The following is a 16,401-nucleotide window of genomic DNA, read 5'->3' on the forward strand; positions in this document are numbered from 1 at the left end:
CCGTTTCACGCGCCGCTCTCCGCGGCCTGCTTGCGCTTACGGCTCCTGCGCAGCTTGTCCGGCCACTTGCGGGTGTCGCGGGGTTCCACGTAAGGCTCCTCGCTCGCCGGCAGACCGCCGCTGATCGCCCGCTGCCTGGCCAGCTCCGCGTCGAACTCAAGACCCAGCAGGATCGCCAGGTTCGACAGCCACAGCCACATCAGGAAGATGATCACACCGGCGAGCGCTCCGTACGTCTTGTTGTACGAGCCGAAGTTGGCGACGTAGAGCGCGAAGCCACCGGAGGCCGCCAGCCACAGCACCACGGCCAGTACGCTTCCCGGGCTCACCCAACGGAAGCCGCGTCCGCGCACGTTCGGCGCCGACCAGAACAGCAGGGCGATCATCAGTACCACCAGTACCAGCAGCACCGGCCACTTCGCGATCGACCAGACGGTCACGGCCTCCTCGCCGAGCCCGACGGCCTCGCCGACCCACGCGGCCACCGAACCGGTGAGCACCACGATCACGGCGCTCAGCGCCAGCAGCACCATCAGCAGTACGGTCAGGCCCACCCGCAACGGGGTGACCTTCCACACCGGACGCCCCTCCGGCATGTCGTAGATCGCGTTGGAGGTCCGGATGAAGGCCCCCACGTACCCGGACGCCGACCACACCGCCGCCAGCAGACCGATGATCGCGACGACACCGCTGGTGCCGCCGCTGTTCTGCAACTGGCCCACGGCCTGCGTGAGGATGTCCTTCACCGCGCCGGGGGCGAGGCTCTGCACGTTGTCCATCACGGTCTTCGTCGCGGACTCGCCGATCACCCCGAGCAGCGAGACCAGGACGAGGATGGCGGGGAAGACGGAGAGCACCCCGTAGTAGGTGAGGGACGCGGCCCGGTCGGGGAGTTCGTCCTCCAGGAACTCCTTGCCGGTGCGGCGCAGGACGGCCCACCAGGAGTGCTTGGGGAAGTCGGTGGGGCCGTCCGGTTCCGGGTCGGTTCCCGGGCCGTGGTCCGGGCCGGTCCCGGGGCCACGTTCCCGGTCGGGGTCCGGGTCGCGTTCCTGGTCGAGCCCCGGATCGCGTTTCTGACCGGGCACCGAAGCGCGTTCCGGTTCGAGGGATTCCTGCCGCGCGCGGCTGTTCTCTTTGTCGGCCATGGGATGCGGGTACCCGCGGTGGGGCGAATACGCCTCGGCCCCGCACGTCGACGCCCCCCGGTGCCCGCGGACCCCCGCCTAGGCTGTGCCATGGGGCCGGAACCGGCCCCCGGGCCGGCCCCAGAAGCGGCCCCGGAACCTGAGAAAAGGAAGACCTTGCCCACCGAAACCGTGCAGATTCCCACCCCGGACGGCCTCGCGGACGCCTTCGCCGCCTTTCCCGACGACGGCGAGCGGCACCCGGGTGTGCTGTTCTACCCGGACGCGTTCGGCCTGCGGCCCGTACTGAAGGAGATGGCCCGCGAACTGGCCGGGCACGGGTACTACGTGCTGGTACCCAACCACTACTACCGGCACGGTACGGCGCCGGTGCCCGAACTGCCCGAGCACATCGACGAGGTGAACAGGCCCGCGGTCTTCGCCGAGCTGACCCCGCTGATGGAGGCGCACACCGTCGCGCGCGTGCTGAGCGACGCCGACGCCTACCTCAGCTTCCTCACCACCCGGCCCGAGGTGGCCGCGGGGCCGGTCGCCACGATCGGCTACTGCATGGGCGGCGCGCTGGCGATCCGTACCGCGGCGGCCCACCCCGACCAGGTGGCCGCGGTTGCGGGCTTCCACCCCAGCCCCCTGGTCACCGACGCACCCGACAGCCCGCACCATCTCTTCCCCCAGCTCGCCGCCGAGGTTCATCTCGGCCTCGCCGAGGGCGACATGACCCCGGAGAGCACGAGCCGGCTCCGCCGGACGCTGGACACCGCGGGAGTCGAGTACACCGCCGAGATCTACCCCGCCACCGCCCACGGCTTCACCATGGCCGACACCAGCGCCTTCAATCCCGCGGGCCTCAGCCGCCACTGGGACAGGCTGCTTGCCCTTCTCACCCGCAGGCTGATCAAGGACTGAGGGGGCGAAAGGGGGCCGGGATCGAGACGTGAGCGGTCATTTTGTACCAGTGAACTACCTTTTGTCCGGTACCGAGTTGTTGTCCGCGGACAACAAATCCGTCCCTCCCGGTGTCCCAGCCGCACCCGCCGCGGCCGGATTGTCCGGGAGTTACTGCTCTCCCGGCCCCGCAGTTACGATTCCCCGTGACCGCGCCCCGCGCCCCGCGCACCCCGCCCCCGCTTCCCGTTCCGGCGTGCGGTCACCGGCACCACACCGCCCCAGGAGTTCGGACCGATGGCACATACGGTAGGCATCAAGGACGTGGCCCGCGTCGCCGGAGTCTCCGTCGGCACGGTCTCCAACGTCATCAACCGCCCCACGACCGTCGCCGAGGCCACCCGCGTGCGCGTCCAGGCCGCGATCGACAGGCTCGGTTACGTACGCAGCGAGTCCGCCCGGCAGTTGCGGGCGGGCAGCAGCCGCATGATCTCGCTGCTCGTCCTCGACATGGGCAACCCGTTCTTCGTGGACGTCGCACGCGGCGCCGAGCGCGCGGCCCGTGAAGCAGGCCTCGGTGTCATGCTCTGCAACAGCGGGCAGGACCCCGCCGAGGAAGCCACCTATCTCTCGCTCTTCGCCGAACAGCGGGTGCGTGGCGTGCTGCTCACCCCCGCCGACGCGACCGGCCGCAACATCGACGCGTTCCGCCGGCACTCCATCCCCTTCGTCCTCGTCGACCGCGTCGCCGAGGGAACGGCGGAGTGCTCGGTGTCCGTGGACGACGTCACGGGCGGCGCCCTCGCCGTCCGCCACCTGCTGGACACCGGGCACCGGGACATCGCGTACGTCGGCGGACCGGCCAGGCTCCGCCAGGTCCAGGACCGCCGCGAGGGTGCCCGTGCGGCGCTCGCCTCGGCCGGACTGCCGCCCGGGGCACTGCGCGAGATCCCCACCGACCGGCTCGACGTGGCGGCGGGCCGCGACGCCGGCGCCCGCCTGCTCGGGCTCGCGGAGCGGCCCACCGCCGTCTTCTGCGCCAACGACCTGCTCGCGCTCGGTCTGCTCCAGGCGATGTACGCGGCGGGCGTCGGCGTGCCCGACGAGCTGGCGATCGTGGGCTACGACGACATCGAGTTCGCCGCGGCGGCCGCCGTACCGCTGACATCGGTACGCCAGCCTGCCGTACAGCTGGGCAGACTGGCGGCCGAGTTGCTGCTCGAAGAGCTCGCCGAACCGGACCCGGCCGAGCACGAGCACCGTCGGGTGGTGCTCCGTCCGGAGCTGGTGGTACGCCGCTCCACGCTCAGCGCCCGCTGAACTGACGGGACGGTGGAGCGGCGTTCAGGAACCGCCGGACCGGGGCCGGGCGGGCCGACGAGGCGGACCGGCAGCGGTCAGCGAGCGGCGATCTGCTGGAGTGCCGCGCCCTGGTAGCGGGCCCCGGCGTTCCACAGGATGAAGGAGTTCATCTTGTTGGCGGCGGCGGCCTTGATCTGATCGGCCACCTGGGTCGGACCGTAGGTGCTGCCCATCGAGAAGTCCTGGAGCCAGGGGACGATCTCGCTGCGGGTGCCCTTCGTCTGCCGGGCGAAGTCCGCGAGGGAACGCTGCACGATCGCGTACGGAGCGGTGTCCGGGGCGGCCACCCCGTACTCTCCGGGACCCCAGTGGGACGGGTAGACCATCGGCGCGATGTAGTCACTGACCTTGGCCAGCGCCGGGATGTCCTGGGCGATCTCGGTGGGCCGGGTGGCGGCGATGCCGAAGACCGAGACGCCGAGGTACTTGCCGTGCGGGCGCATCGCGGTCCTGGTGTCGGCCACGAACGAGGTGATGGACTGCTCCGGGGTGGTGGCCCTGATGCCGGGGAAGCGCATCCGGGAGAGCGGTCCGTCGGGACGGCGCACGTAGTCGTACAGGATGTCGTCGAAGCCGAGGCCGGCCGCTTCGACGGCGAGGTCCTGGTTGTACTTGCGGACCGTGGGGTCGGCGAAGTTGGTGAAGGACAGCGCGCCGTAGTGGCCGCCGCCGTACGGCGTGCCGTCGGGGGTCAGGACCACCTGGGTGCGCTTGCCGGCCTTCCAGGCCGCCGAGGCGAGCTTGGGGTCGCGGAAGGCGACGATGCGGCCGATGACCTGGGCGCCGGCCGCGTGGATCTCGGCCACCGCCTTGCGGGCGTCGTAGTAGCCCTTGGCCGAACCGATCTGCCGTGCCAACGGGACCTGGGAGGCGTAACCGATCTCGCCGTCCTCGTCCTTCACGTCCAGCTGTACGGCGTTGAGCTTGCCGCTGCGGACCAGGGCGAGGATGCCGCCCCGCAGCTTGTCGTCGCCCCAGCCGATGGCGGTGATGTGTGCGGCCCGGATCATGGGGCGGCGGGCGCGGGTGGAGACGTCCTGCGTGGTGGTGTTGCCCGCCCGGTCCACGGCCGCCACCTTCACGACGGGCGTGCCCTTGGGCACGGTGATGCTGAACGCGCCCTTCTCGTCGACGGGAACGTCCTTGCCGTCGACGGTGACCCGCGCGTCGGTGGCGGCCCGCCCGGTGAGGTTCACGGGGGCGTCGGCGCCCTTGACCTCGGGTTCGGCGATCTTCAGCTCGGGGGCCTTGGTGTCGACGGTGAAGTCCACGACCTCCCGGGCGGAGGCGAAGGGGAGGCTGTCCCCGCCGCCCTCCACGACCAGCGTGTGCCGGCCGTCGGCCAGGCGGGGGAGGGCGAGCCGCAGTCGCTTGCCCTCGGGCTTGGCGGCGATCGGGTGGTTGTCCAGGGTGGCCCGTACGCCGTCCTTGCCACCGACCGCCTCGGCGTCGAGGTAGGCGCTGGCAAGGGCCGCCTTGCGGCCGTCCAGGACGTCCCCGTCGGCCAGCCCCTGCACGGCCGTGGCCGGTGAGAGGAAGGTCCAGGCGCCGAGGCCGGCCCCGGCGAGGGCCAGCACCACGGCCGTGGCCGTCAGCGTGTGTCTGCGGTTCGGGCGTCGGCGACGACGGGAGGAATCGGAGCGCGGTATGTCACTCGTGGCCATCTCTACGTCCTTCGGGGAGCAGCTGAGGTGTGTCCCCTTCACTGGTTTCCGCACCGAGGGTCCATCGCTCCTGCCCGGCCCCGATATCACCCGACCGGCCGCAGACGTCACCGGCGTGGCGACTGCGCCATCCAGGGGTGAAACGGTAGGAGACCCCCCGAGACCGGTAGGGATGGCGCGACACATTCGCCCTGGAGGTTCCCCCGCATGCGCCATCCGTTGCTCCCTCTCTGCACCCTGACCGTCACTGCCCTGCTCGCCACCGGCTGCTCCTCCGGAGCGTCCCCGGCCGGCGAAGGACGGCAGGCAGCCGTCCCGCCGGCGTCGGCCAGTCCCGCCGCGGTGAAGAACCCGGCCGAACTGGCCCGGCTCGGTGTCAACGAGCTGGGCCAGGTTCCGGTTCTGATGTACCACCAGCTCACCGAGAAACCGGCCGGTGTCTACGACCGCACCCCGGCCGATTTCCGGGCCGAACTGGAACGCCTCGCCCGCGAGAAGTACGTCCCGGTGACCGCCAGGGACTTCCAGGAGGGCCGCATCGGCACTCCGGCCGGCACACACCCGGTGGTCCTCACGTTCGACGACTCGACCAACAGCCAGGTGCGCCTCGGGACGAACGGCACGCCCGCGCCGGGCACCGCGGTCGCCATCCTGATGGAGGTGGCGAAGAAGTATCCCGCCTTCAAGCCCACGGCGACCTTCTTCGTGAACGCGGACGCCTTCTCGGCAACCGGCCCGGCCAAGGCGCTGACCTGGCTGAAGGAACACGGGTACGAGATCGGCAACCACACCGACCGCCACCAGAACCTGCGCTCCCTGGACCCGGCGGGCGCCGCAGGAGCCATCTCGGGCGGCCAGCAGGCGATTCTGAAGGCCGCCCCCGGTGCCAAGGTCTCGTCGCTCGCGCTGCCCTTCGGGGCGATGCCGCGGACGGCCGGGGTCGCCGCCAAGGGGCCGGGCTACCGCTACGACGGGGTCTACCTGGTGGGGTCCAACCCCGCCCTCTCGCCGTTCGCCCAGGAGTTCGCGCCTGACGCGATTCCGCGGATCCGTTCGGCGGGGCCCAAGGACGAGGACGCCGAACTCGGTTCCTCGCGCTGGCTGGACCGGATGGCCGCCCAGAAGAGCTGGTACGTCTCGGACGGCGATCCCGCCACGGTCTCCTTCCCCCGTACCGCGCAGGGCAAGGTGGCTCCGGCCTTCGCCGGGCGGGCCCGCCCCTACCAGCCCTGAGCTGACCTCGGAACGAACCGCCGGCCGGGACGTGTCCCGGCCGGCGCGGGGTCCTACGGGGCCGTGTGGTCCACCAGGCTCGCGGCGAGGGCGACCCGGAGCCGGTTCTGCTGGTCGGCGGGAAGGGTGTCCAGGAGGGCCGCGAACGGTTCCGTGGGCAGCTGGGCCATGAGCCGGAAGATGTCGACCTCCATGCGGCTCTCCAGCCCCGACCGCCACTCCATCTCGTTGCGCAGGGGCAGTCCGACGTCCTCCTGGCGGGACACCCGGTCCGCGGCCTGGAACCGGATCTCCTCCGGGGTGCAGGCACTGTCGGCGCCGTGGGCGCTCATCTCCGCCACCACCCGCAGGACCCGGCTCTCCAGGACGAGGCTGTCGGGGATCATCGCGTAGAGGGCGTCGCTCTCCTGCTCGGTCAGGGTGCGGGCGAACAACTGGGCGCGTTCCTCCAGCATCAGCGCCTCCAGGTTCTCGGCGCTCAGGGCGGGCGGTGCGGCGGTCGTGGTGGTGGTCTGTTCTGCCATGGGAGTCCTCTCGCGGGCGGGACGGGCGGAAGAAGCCGGGGCCTGCCCGAAGTCGTGCGGCCGGCGCCGTCGCGAGAACATTCCCGCAGTCGCACGGCTGATGAGGACAACGGCTGCCGGTCACTCCAATGACCCATGGACGTCCACCGAGCGCCGGTCCCGCGGGAGCGCTCCGCCCCGGCCGGAGGCTTCCCGGCCGGGGCGGAGCGGGTGCGCCGGGCGTCGGTCAGCGGCCGGCCTTGCGCTTGTTCCAGATGTCGAAGCCGACGGCCGCCAGCAGCACCAGACCCTTGATGACCTGCTGGTAGTCGGTGCCGATGCCGACCAGCGACATGCCGTTGTTGAGGACACCGAGGACCAGGCCGCCGATGACGGCGCCCATGACGGTGCCGACGCCACCACTCATCGACGCACCGCCGATGAACGAGGCGGCGATGGCCTCGAGTTCGAAGTTCAGGCCGGCCTGCGGGGTGCCCGCGTTGAGCCGGGCAGCGTACACACAGCCCGCGAGGGCCGCCAGGACGCCCATGTTCACGAAGACCAGGAAGATGACGCGCTTGTCCTTGACGCCGGAGAGCTTCGCCGCCGCCTTGTTGCCGCCGAGCGCGTAGACGTGCCGGCCGACGACCGCGTTGCGCATGACGTAACCCAGGCCGATGAGCAGTACGCACATGATCAGCATGACCACGGGGACGCCGTGGAAGCTGGCGAGGGTGAGGGTGAACGCGATGACCGCCGCGGCGATCGCGACACACTTGGTGACCCAGAGGCCGGTCGGCACGACTTCGAGCTCGTAGGCCAACTGGCGCTTGCGGTCACGCACTTCGCGCAGGATCAGGACGACCAGGGCGAGCAGCCCGAGCAGCAGCGTCGGGTTGTGGTACTGGGTGTACGGGCCCATCTCCGGGATGAAGCCCTTGGCGATGTTCTGGAAGCCCTCGGGGAAGGGGGCCAGCGACTGGCCCTCCAGGACGATCTGGGTGAGCCCGCGGAAGAGCAGCATGCCCGCCAGGGTCACGATGAAGGACGGAATGCCGACGTAGGCGATGAAGAAGCCCTGCCAGGCACCCGCCACCGCGCCGATCAGCAGCGACAGGACCAGGGCGAGGACCCAGGGCATGTCGTGCTTGACCATCATCACGGCGGACATCGCCCCGACGAAGGCGACCAGTGAGCCGACCGAGAGGTCGATGTGACCGGCGATGATGACGATCATCATGCCGATCGCCAGGATGAGGATGTAACCGTTCTGCTGGATCAGGTTGGAGACGTTGTTGGGCAGGAGCAGCGTGCCGTCGGTCCAGATCTGGAAGAGGACGACGATGAAGAGCAGCGCGACGAGCATCCCGTACTGGCGCATGTTCGACCGCATGCTGTCGACGAGCGCGGTGAGGGCGGCCGGACGCGACGGCGGTGCCTCGGCGGGCGTGGGCTTGCTCGATGTGGTGGAGGTGGTCATGGTGGGCCTCAGCTTCGGGTCATGGTCGTCGTCGGCCTGCGGACGGCTGCTGTCGAGGGGTGGCGGGACGTCCTCACACGGGCCGCCGTCATGAGCGGGTCGCCGTCATGTGGCGCATCAGCGATTCCTGGGTGGCGTCCGCGCGGGCGACCTCACCGGTCAGCCGGCCTTCGGCCATCGTGTAGATCCGGTCGCACATGCCGAGGAGCTCGGGCAGCTCCGAGGAGATGAAGAGCACGGCCTTGCCCGCGGCGGCGAGCTTGTCGATCACCGTGTAGATCTCGAACTTCGCGCCGACGTCGATGCCGCGCGTCGGCTCGTCGAGGATCAGGACGTCGGGGTCGGCATGGATCCACCGGCTCAGGACGACCTTCTGCTGGTTGCCGCCGGAGAGCCTGCCGACCTGCTCGAAGACCGTGGGGGACTTGATGTTCATTGAGGTGCGGTAGCGCTCGGCGACCTGGCGCTCGTGGTGCTCGTCGACGACGCCGCGCCGCCGCATCCCGGGCAGGGAGGCGAGGGAGATGTTGCGGTTGATGTTGTCGATGAGGTTGAGGCCGTACTGCTTGCGGTCCTCGGTGACGTAGGCGAGGCCCGCGCTGATCGCCGCGGGGACGGTGCGTACGTCCGCCTCCCGGCCGCCGACCTCGACCGTGCCCGCGACGTACTGACCGTACGAACGCCCGAAGACGGACATCGCGAGCTCCGTGCGGCCGGCGCCCATGAGACCCGCGATGCCGACGATCTCGCCCTTGCGGACGGTGAGGGAAACGTTGTCAACGACCTTGCGCTGATGGTCGACGGGATGCCGGACGGTCCAGCCGGAGACGGCCAGCGCGGTCGAGCCGGCGTCCTCGCCCTCGTAGCTGCTGCGGTCGGGGAAGCGGTTGTCGAGGTCCCGGCCGACCATTGAGCGGATGATCTGGTCCTCGGACAACTCGGGTTCGGCGTCCGGGGTCCGGCGTACCGTCAGCGACTCGATGGTGCGCCCGTCGCGGAGCACCGTCACCGTGTCGGCCAGCCGTCGGATCTCGCCGAGCTTGTGCGAAATGATGATGCAGGCGATGCCCTGCTCGCGCAGCTCCACGATCAGGTCCAGGAGCTTCGCGCTGTCCTCGTCGTTGAGGGCCGCCGTCGGCTCGTCCAGGATGAGCAGCTTCACCTCCTTCGCCAGGGCCTTGGCGATCTCCACGAGCTGCTGCTTGCCCACGCCGATGTCGGCGACGGGGGTCTGCGGCTTCTCACGCAGTCCGACCCGCTTCAGGAGGGTGCCCGCGCGGCGCAGGGTGTCGTTCCAGTCGATGAACCCCCGCTTGCCGCCGGTCTGTTCGTTGCCGAGGAAGATGTTCTCGGCGATCGACAGGTACGGGACGAGCGCCAGCTCCTGGTGGATGATCACGATGCCGTGCTGCTCGCTGGCCCGGATGTCCTTGAAGGCCACCGGCTGCCCCTCGAAGAGGATCTCGCCGTCGTACGAGCCGTGCGGGTGGACCCCGCTCAACACCTTCATCAGGGTCGACTTGCCGGCGCCGTTCTCGCCGCAGATCGCGTGGATCTCGGCGGCGCGGACGGTGAGGTTGACGTCGACGAGGGCCTTGACGCCGGGGAAGGTCTTGGTGATGCCGCGCATGTCGAGGACCGCGTGCGGCGAGGGCCCTGCCGGGCCGGACGCACCGGACGCTCCCGTGGGGTCTGGGCCTGTCTCCGGGGCGCTCACTTGAGCTGTCCTGCCGTGAAGTACCCCTCGTCGATGAGCACCTGGGTGTTCGACTTGTCGATGCTCACCGGCTTCAGCAGGTAAGACGGCACGGTCTTCTTGCCGTTGTTGTAGTCGGTGACGTTGTTGACCTGTGGCTTCTTGCCGTTCAGTACGGCGTCGCCCATCGCGACGGCCTGCGCCGCGAGTTTCCGGGTGTCCTTGAAGACGGTCTGCGTCTGCTCGCCGCTGAGGATGGACTTCACCGACGCCAGCTCCGCGTCCTGCCCGGTCACCACGGGCAGGGGCTGGGCCTTCGAGCCGTAACCCGCGCTCTTGAGGGCGGAGATGATGCCGATCGAAATGCCGTCGTACGGGGAGAGGACCGCGTCCACGCGCTCGTCCCCGTAGTTCTTGCTGATCAGGTCGTCCATCCGCTTCTGCGCGGTGCCGCCGTCCCAGCGCAGGGTGGTGGCCTGGCTCATCTTCGTCTGACCGCTGCCGACGACGAGCTGACCGGTCTTCAGGTACGGCTGGAGGACCTTCAGCGCGCCGTTCCAGAAGTACTTGGTGTTGTTGTCGTCGGGGGAGCCGGCGAAAAGCTCGATCTTGTGCTTCTCGCCGTCCTTCGACGGGGCGCCCAGCTTCAGCTTGTCGACGATGTACTTGCCTTCCAGCTCGCCGACCCGCTCGTTGTCGAACGACGCGTAGTAGTCGACGTTCGGGGTGCCGAGGATGAGCCGGTCGTAGCTGATCACCGGGATGCCCGCGTCGTGCGCGCGCTGCAGGACCTCGGTCAGCGCCGAGCCGTCGATCGCGGCCACCACCAGGAGCTTGCGGCCCTTGGTGATCATGTTCTCGATCTGGGCGATCTGGTTCTCGACCTTGTCGTCACCGTATTGCAGGTCCGTCTGGTAACCGGCCTGCTGGAACTGCTTGGCCATGTTCTGGCCGTCGGCGATCCAGCGTTCGGACGACTTGGTCGGCATGGCGAGCCCTATCGTGCCGCCCTTGCCGGTGTCGGCCTTGTAGCGGCTGCCACCCCTGGCCTCCTGCCCGCAGGCGGTGAGCGAGACGACGAGCAGGGTCGCCAGGGCGGCGCTGCTCATGATGCGCGTGGGGAGTCGCATGGGGATTCGCGTGGGGATTCGCATGGGGGTCACTTCCCTTCCGGTACGTCGACTGCGTGTGCGAGTGCGTCGGCGGGTGCGTCCGCCGAGGCGGCGAACCGCCGGAGCGTACCCGGCAGTCGGGAACCGAGCGGGGACATCCCGCGGTCGGCGCCGTGCCGGGCCAGTAGATCAAGCACCAGCCGCCCACGCCGTACCCGTTCGCGGGCCGACGCAAGCGCGGTGTCACGCAACTGTGCCCCGTACGGATAGATACCGGGGGAACGGCTCAGCCCGAACTTCAGGTACAGCGGGGCGCCGCGCCGGATGAGTTCGGCCACCTCGTACATCCGGATGTACCCGCCGAGGTCGTCCGGCGCCTCCACGTACATGTCCATCGGGGCGCGGCTGACCTGGCGGATCTCGGTGAGGTGGTCGAGGGTCAGGTCGGAGGGGATGTTCAGGGAGTCCGCGCCGAGCTGCTCGTACACGGCGTACGCGGCCGGGTTGACCGGCCCGACGAGTGCGGACAGCTTGAAGGTGACATCGGCGGGAAGGATGCCGGCGGCCCGCATCCGGTGCAGGGTCCACAGCACCCCCTCGTCGGCGACGAGCAGACAGCGCACCCCCAACTCCGTGGCGCGCAAGGCGTCCTCGACACAGCCGGCGAGCGCGTCGTGGCCCCGGGCGCGCAGTCCGCCGCCGCCGGAGTCGGTGCGGGTGGAGCCGCCGATGTCCCACGTGCCGCGCGGCCCGGTGAACAGGCACAGCTCGATGTCGCGCGCCGCGCAGGCACCGGCCATCTCGGAGATCTCGGCGTCCGTGAGCATCCAGATGCCGGAGCCCTGGCTGACCCGGTGGACGGGCACGCCGAGTTCGGCGCTCTCCTTCAGTACGACGGCGAGTGCCTCGGGGCCCTCGACCGAGGGGACCTCGGTGCGCCAGGTGCCGCCGTCGGGGAAGGAGTGCGGGGAGGTGTCGGAGGGGTCGATGGCGGGGGAGGGGTGTCCGATCCCGGCGAGGGCTGCAGCGCCGGGCCGGCGGGGGGTGTGTGGCGTATCTGGTGTATCTGGCATATCTGGCGAAAGGGACATGGTGCTCCGGATTTCCAGTTGTTCGGTATGTCGGACGGTGCGGTGCGGCGGGTGTGCGGGGAGACGGGTGTACGGGGAGGTGGGAGTGCGGGAGACGGGTGTGCGGGGTGGGCCGGGGCTGCTCCGTCCCGGCCGGGCTTCACCCAGGCCCCCACGCACCGGCCCGTCCCGCCCCGGGAACTACGGGCGCAGCAGCACTTTCCCCGTCTTCGGGTCGCCTCCGCCCACCAGCGCGATCGCCTCGGCGAACCGCTCCAGGGGGAACTCGTGAGTGATCAGCGGCGCCGGGTCGAGCAGCCCGAGTCCGAACGCCCGGACCGCGTCAGACCAGGCGGCGGACGGTGCCCCGAAGACGCTGCGGATCTCCAGCTGGCTGAGCGAGAGATGAACGGGATCGATGCCCGCCGCGCCGGGTGTGAACATTCCGGTGAGGACGACCCGCCCGCCGCGACGGGCCAGCAGGCACGAGGAGGCGGCGGTGCTCGGTGCGCCCGCCGTCTCCACCACCAGGTCGAAGTGCCCGTGCGCCGACTCCGCGTCGGCGGGCGTCAGCGCCTGCACGGCGCCGAACTGCTGCGCCTGCTCACCACGCGAGGCCCGTGGGTCGATCACCGTCAGCTCCGCCGGCGAGGACGCGGCGAGCAGCTGTACGGCGAGCAGTCCCAGGGTGCCCGCGCCGACCACCGCGACCCGCTCACCGGGGCTCGGGCGCCCGGCCCGTACCGCTGCGGCGATCACGGCCGCGGGTTCCAGGAGGGCGGCGGCGCGCAGGTCCGCGTCGTCCGCGAGGAGGTGCAACAACCGGGCCGGCACCAGGAGATGGTCCGCGAAGGCGCCCGGCTCGGTGAACCCGGTCTCCGCGTACCCGCCCGAGCACAGACTGGTCTCGCCGCACCGGCACCGCTCGCAGGTGCCGCACGCCCTGAACCCCTCGGCGACGGTCCTGCGGCCGACCAGCCCGGGGTCCACGCCGACGCCGACCGCCTCGACGGTCCCGGACCACTCGTGGCCCGGGACGAGGGGATAGCGGACGAAACCCGGGTCGCGCCGGCCGTCGTACACCTCGCGGTCGCTCATGCAGATCCCCGCGGCGGCCACCCTGACCAGGACCTCACCCGGGCCGGGGGCGGCCGGCTCGGCGTCGAGGAGCCGGTGGCTGCCGGGCGCGTCGACGAGGAGCGAGCGGCTCACTTGGGAGCCCTCTTCTCCCAGCCCTCGGCCCACAGGTCGAACCTGGCCTGCTGCTGGGGGAACTCGGCCGCGGCCGCCACGTCCAGCTCGACGCCGAGCCCCGGCGCGTGCGAGATCTCGAAGCAGCCGGTCTCCGGGTCGACCTGCGGGGCGCCCTTGACGACCTGCTTGATGTCGGCGTCCGCGAAGTCGTTGAAGTGTTCCAGGATCTTGAAGTTCGGTGTGCACGCCGCGAGTTGCAGGGAGGCGGCGGTGAGCACCGAACCGCCGACGTTGTGCGGGGCGACCAGCATGTAGTGCGTCTCGGCGGTCGCGGCGAGCTTGCGGGTCTCCAGGATGCCGCCGATGTGGCCCAGGTCCGGCTGGATGATGTCGGCGGCCTGCGACTCGAAGAGCTCGCGGAACTCGATGCGGTCGTGGATCCGCTCACCCGTCGCGATCGGCATGTCCACCTTGCCGGCGACCTTCGCCAGGGCCTTCAGGTTCTCCGGCGGCACCGGCTCCTCCAGCCAGGCGGGCTTGAACGGGGCCAGCTCATTGGCGAGCCGTACCGCGGTGGAGGGGCTGAACCGGCCGTGCATCTCCAGCATCAGCTCGGCGTCGGGGCCGATCGCGTCCCGCACCGCCTCGATCAGCGAGACCGCGTACCGGCTCTGCTCGGCGTCGAGTTCCAGGTGCCCGGTCCCGAACGGGTCGATCTTCAGGGCACGGTAGCCGCGCTCCATGACCTTGCGGGCTGCCTTGTGGTAGGCCTCGGGGGTGCGCTCGGTGGTGTACCAGCCGTTGGCGTACGCCTTGACGCGGTCGGTGACCTTTCCGCCGAGCAGCTGCCAGACCGGGACGCCGAGCGCCTTTCCCTTGATGTCCCAGCAGGCCATCTCGACGACCGCGATGCCGGACATGACGATCTCGCCGGCCCGGCCGTAGTCGCCGAACTTCATCCGCCGGACCAGGTCCTCGACGGCGAACGGGTCGGAGCCGACGACGTGGTTGACCGCGGCCTCGTTGAGGTAACCGGTCAGTGCGTCGGTATGGCCCAGCATGCGGGTCTCGCCGACGCCGGTGAGGCCCTCGTCGGTGTGGACGAGGACGTAGGTCAGATTCCGCCAGGGGGTACCCACGACATGGGTGGTGATTCCCGTGATGCGCACGGCAGTTGCTCCTCTTGAGCCGGATGGCGCTCTTCGTGCTCGTTCGATATTTCGTCACACGTTCGAAATGGTGGCGTGACCGTAGCCAGCAGGTCAGCGGGGTGTCAATGGTTCCTGCACGGGTCGGTTCGATTCACAGGATTGCCGGGTGAACTGGTCTGCGGCTAACTTGTGTTCGTGGTACCGGCCGTTGACCGGAATCTCGAACAGCGCAATGGGATCCGTGCCCTCGGGCATCCGACACGCAGAGAGTTGGTGGGCGGCCATGGGACGCCACGTCCCCGCAGTGACCAGGGCACTGGACATTCTCGAACTTTTCCTGGAGGGCGACGGCACGCTGTCCGCCCCCGACATCACCCGCAGGCTCGGGCTGCCGCGCACCACCGTGCACGAACTCGTCACCACGCTCACCGCCCGCAACTACCTGGTGACCGTGCCGGAGCAGCCCGGCCGGTACCGACTGGGCGTCCGTAACCACCAGTTGGGCAGCCGGTACGCCGAGCAGCTCGACCTCGCGGCGGAGGGCCAGGAGGTGGCCCGTGAAGTGGCCGAGACCTGCGACGAGACCGTCCACGTCGCCGTCCTTGAGGACGCCGACGTCATATACATCGCCAAGGTCGACTCCACGCACGCCGTGCGCATGGTTTCCGCCGCAGGACGCAGGCTGCCCGCGCACTGCACCTCGGTGGGCAAGATGCTGCTCGCCTCGCTGCCGGAGGAGGAGTTGCGCGCCCGCATCGACGGCCGCGTCCTCTCCGGCATGACCCCGCACAGCATCACCGACCCCGAGGCCCTGCACCGGGCCCTGGCCGCTGTCAGGACGCGCGGCCTGGCCACCGAGCACCGCGAGTCCAACCCCGACGTCAGCTGTGTCGCCGCCCCGGTGCTCGACCGGACCGGCCAGGTGGTCGCGGCCCTGTCGGTGTCGGTCCCGATGACCCGCTGGACCGAGGAGCGGGAGACGGAACTCGCCGCCCTGGCCGCGAAGGGCGCCGCGGACCTGTCGCTGCGGCTGGGTCACCGGGGGGAAGGGCGGTTCGCATGAGGGCCGAGCAGGCCGTGGCGGAACGGGCCGCACTCGGCGAGGGCCCCACCTGGGACCCGGCGGCCGGCCGGCTGATCTGGGTGGACATCCTCGGCTCCCGCGTCCACACCTACGCACCCGGCTCGGGCCGCCGCACCGTCATGGCGACGGAGCAGCACGTCGGCGCCGCGAAGCCGGGACGCGACGGCGCGCTGATCGTCAACCTCCGCGACGGCGTCGGCAGGTACGCGCCGGACGGGAGCTTCCGCTGGCTGCACCACGACCCGGTGCCGGGCCGGCGTGGCAACGACGCGGCGGTCGCCCCCGACGGCTCACTCTGGGCCGGCACCATGCGCTACGACGAGGCGCCCGGTGGCGGCCATCTCGTACGGATCGACCCCGGTACCGGCGCGGCCACCGTGCTCCTCGACGCGGTGAGCGTCAGCAACGGCATCGGCTGGAGACCGGACGGCCGCCGCGCGTACTACGCCGACAGCCCCACCCGGCGCGTCGACGTCCTCGACATCTCCGGCGGACTCCCCGTCGCCAGAACTCCCTTCGTCGAGATCGAACCGGGCGCGGGCTTTCCCGACGGCCTCACCGTCGACGCGGACGGCTGTGTGTGGGTCGCGCTCTGGGACGGCGGCCAGATCCGCCGGTACACCCCGACGGGCCACCTCGACCGTACGGTGCGCCTGCCCGTCCCCCGCCCCACGGCCTGTGCCTTCGGCGGTCCGGGTCTGCGCGACCTCTACATCACCACGGCCCGCACCGGCCTGGCCCGCCCGCACCCGCAGGCCGGCTCCCTGCTGGTGGTGCCGGACGCGGGACAGGGGCTGCCGGCCCCGGCCTTCGGGGGGTAGG

General features: G+C 70.6%; 14 protein-coding genes. 5 read left to right on the forward strand and 9 right to left on the reverse strand.

The genetic code is table 11. From position 1 onward, the window contains the following. Positions 1-5: 5 nt before the first annotated feature. Complete coding sequence (locus ACIQM4_RS19325) at positions 6-1,145, reverse strand: YihY/virulence factor BrkB family protein (protein ID WP_401592840.1); 1,140 nt, start codon at positions 1,143-1,145, stop codon at positions 6-8. A gap of 156 nt (positions 1,146-1,301) precedes the next feature. Between ACIQM4_RS19325 and ACIQM4_RS19330 the strand changes: the two genes are divergently transcribed. Together ACIQM4_RS19330 and ACIQM4_RS19335 are read left to right on the forward strand one after the other, a co-directional pair. Further along, a complete protein-coding gene (locus ACIQM4_RS19330) occupies positions 1,302-2,051 on the forward strand; it encodes a dienelactone hydrolase family protein (RefSeq protein ID WP_401592842.1) in 750 nt (249 codons plus the stop codon). A gap of 276 nt (positions 2,052-2,327) precedes the next feature. Further along, positions 2,328-3,350: a LacI family DNA-binding transcriptional regulator gene (locus tag ACIQM4_RS19335; RefSeq protein ID WP_401592844.1), complete on the forward strand. Its 1,023-nt coding sequence runs from the start codon at positions 2,328-2,330 to the stop codon at positions 3,348-3,350. 77 nt (positions 3,351-3,427) lie between these two features. Here the strand turns inward: ACIQM4_RS19335 and ACIQM4_RS19340 are convergent, their stop codons facing one another. Then, the gene (locus tag ACIQM4_RS19340; RefSeq protein WP_401592846.1) at positions 3,428-5,056 is read right to left on the reverse strand and encodes a putative glycoside hydrolase; all 1,629 of its coding nucleotides are present in this window, start codon (positions 5,054-5,056) and stop codon (positions 3,428-3,430) included. A gap of 207 nt (positions 5,057-5,263) precedes the next feature. On the opposite strand from ACIQM4_RS19340, the gene ACIQM4_RS19345 reads away from it, so the two are divergent. Beyond that, positions 5,264-6,289, forward strand: a complete 1,026-nt coding sequence (locus tag ACIQM4_RS19345) for a polysaccharide deacetylase family protein (protein ID WP_401592848.1) — start codon at positions 5,264-5,266, stop codon at positions 6,287-6,289. A 53-nt stretch (positions 6,290-6,342) separates the two neighbouring features. On the opposite strand, the gene ACIQM4_RS19350 is transcribed toward ACIQM4_RS19345, so the two are convergent. The 7 genes from ACIQM4_RS19350 to ACIQM4_RS19380 all read right to left on the reverse strand — a co-directional run bounded on the left by ACIQM4_RS19350 (position 6,343) and on the right by ACIQM4_RS19380 (position 14,513). Next, entirely contained in the window at positions 6,343-6,813 is a 471-nt protein-coding gene (locus ACIQM4_RS19350; protein ID WP_401592850.1) for a hypothetical protein, read from the reverse strand. A 226-nt stretch (positions 6,814-7,039) separates the two neighbouring features. Then, entirely contained in the window at positions 7,040-8,272 is a 1,233-nt protein-coding gene (gene mmsB, locus ACIQM4_RS19355; RefSeq protein WP_401592852.1) for a multiple monosaccharide ABC transporter permease, read from the reverse strand. 88 nt (positions 8,273-8,360) lie between these two features. After that, complete coding sequence (gene mmsA, locus ACIQM4_RS19360; RefSeq protein WP_401593187.1) at positions 8,361-9,902, reverse strand: multiple monosaccharide ABC transporter ATP-binding protein; 1,542 nt, start codon at positions 9,900-9,902, stop codon at positions 8,361-8,363. An 83-nt stretch (positions 9,903-9,985) separates the two neighbouring features. After that, positions 9,986-11,098, reverse strand: coding sequence for a multiple monosaccharide ABC transporter substrate-binding protein (gene chvE, locus ACIQM4_RS19365; RefSeq protein ID WP_401592854.1), 1,113 nt, complete (start codon positions 11,096-11,098; stop codon positions 9,986-9,988). 29 nt (positions 11,099-11,127) lie between these two features. Next, positions 11,128-12,153 carry a hypothetical protein gene (locus ACIQM4_RS19370; RefSeq protein ID WP_401592856.1) on the reverse strand — a complete coding sequence of 342 codons (1,026 nt, stop codon included), beginning with the start codon at positions 12,151-12,153 and terminating at the stop codon, positions 11,128-11,130. Positions 12,154-12,351: 198 nt separating this feature from the next. Beyond that, the gene (locus ACIQM4_RS19375; protein ID WP_401592858.1) at positions 12,352-13,362 is read right to left on the reverse strand and encodes a zinc-binding dehydrogenase; all 1,011 of its coding nucleotides are present in this window, start codon (positions 13,360-13,362) and stop codon (positions 12,352-12,354) included. Then, the gene (locus tag ACIQM4_RS19380) at positions 13,359-14,513 is read right to left on the reverse strand and encodes a mandelate racemase/muconate lactonizing enzyme family protein (protein WP_401592860.1); all 1,155 of its coding nucleotides are present in this window, start codon (positions 14,511-14,513) and stop codon (positions 13,359-13,361) included. The genes ACIQM4_RS19375 and ACIQM4_RS19380 overlap by 4 nt, the downstream gene beginning before the upstream one ends. Before the next feature lie 265 nt (positions 14,514-14,778). Between ACIQM4_RS19380 and ACIQM4_RS19385 the strand changes: the two genes are divergently transcribed. Together ACIQM4_RS19385 and ACIQM4_RS19390 are read left to right on the forward strand one after the other, a co-directional pair. Then, positions 14,779-15,558, forward strand: a complete 780-nt coding sequence (locus ACIQM4_RS19385; protein WP_401592862.1) for an IclR family transcriptional regulator — start codon at positions 14,779-14,781, stop codon at positions 15,556-15,558. Beyond that, positions 15,555-16,400, forward strand: a complete 846-nt coding sequence (locus tag ACIQM4_RS19390) for an SMP-30/gluconolactonase/LRE family protein (RefSeq protein ID WP_401592864.1) — start codon at positions 15,555-15,557, stop codon at positions 16,398-16,400. Before ACIQM4_RS19385 ends, ACIQM4_RS19390 begins: the two co-directional genes overlap by 4 nt. The last annotated feature ends 1 nt before the right edge of the window (position 16,401 follow it).

It is taken from the genome of Streptomyces sp. NPDC091272 (assembly GCF_044757485.1).
Lineage (GTDB): Bacteria > Actinomycetota > Actinomycetes > Streptomycetales > Streptomycetaceae > Streptomyces.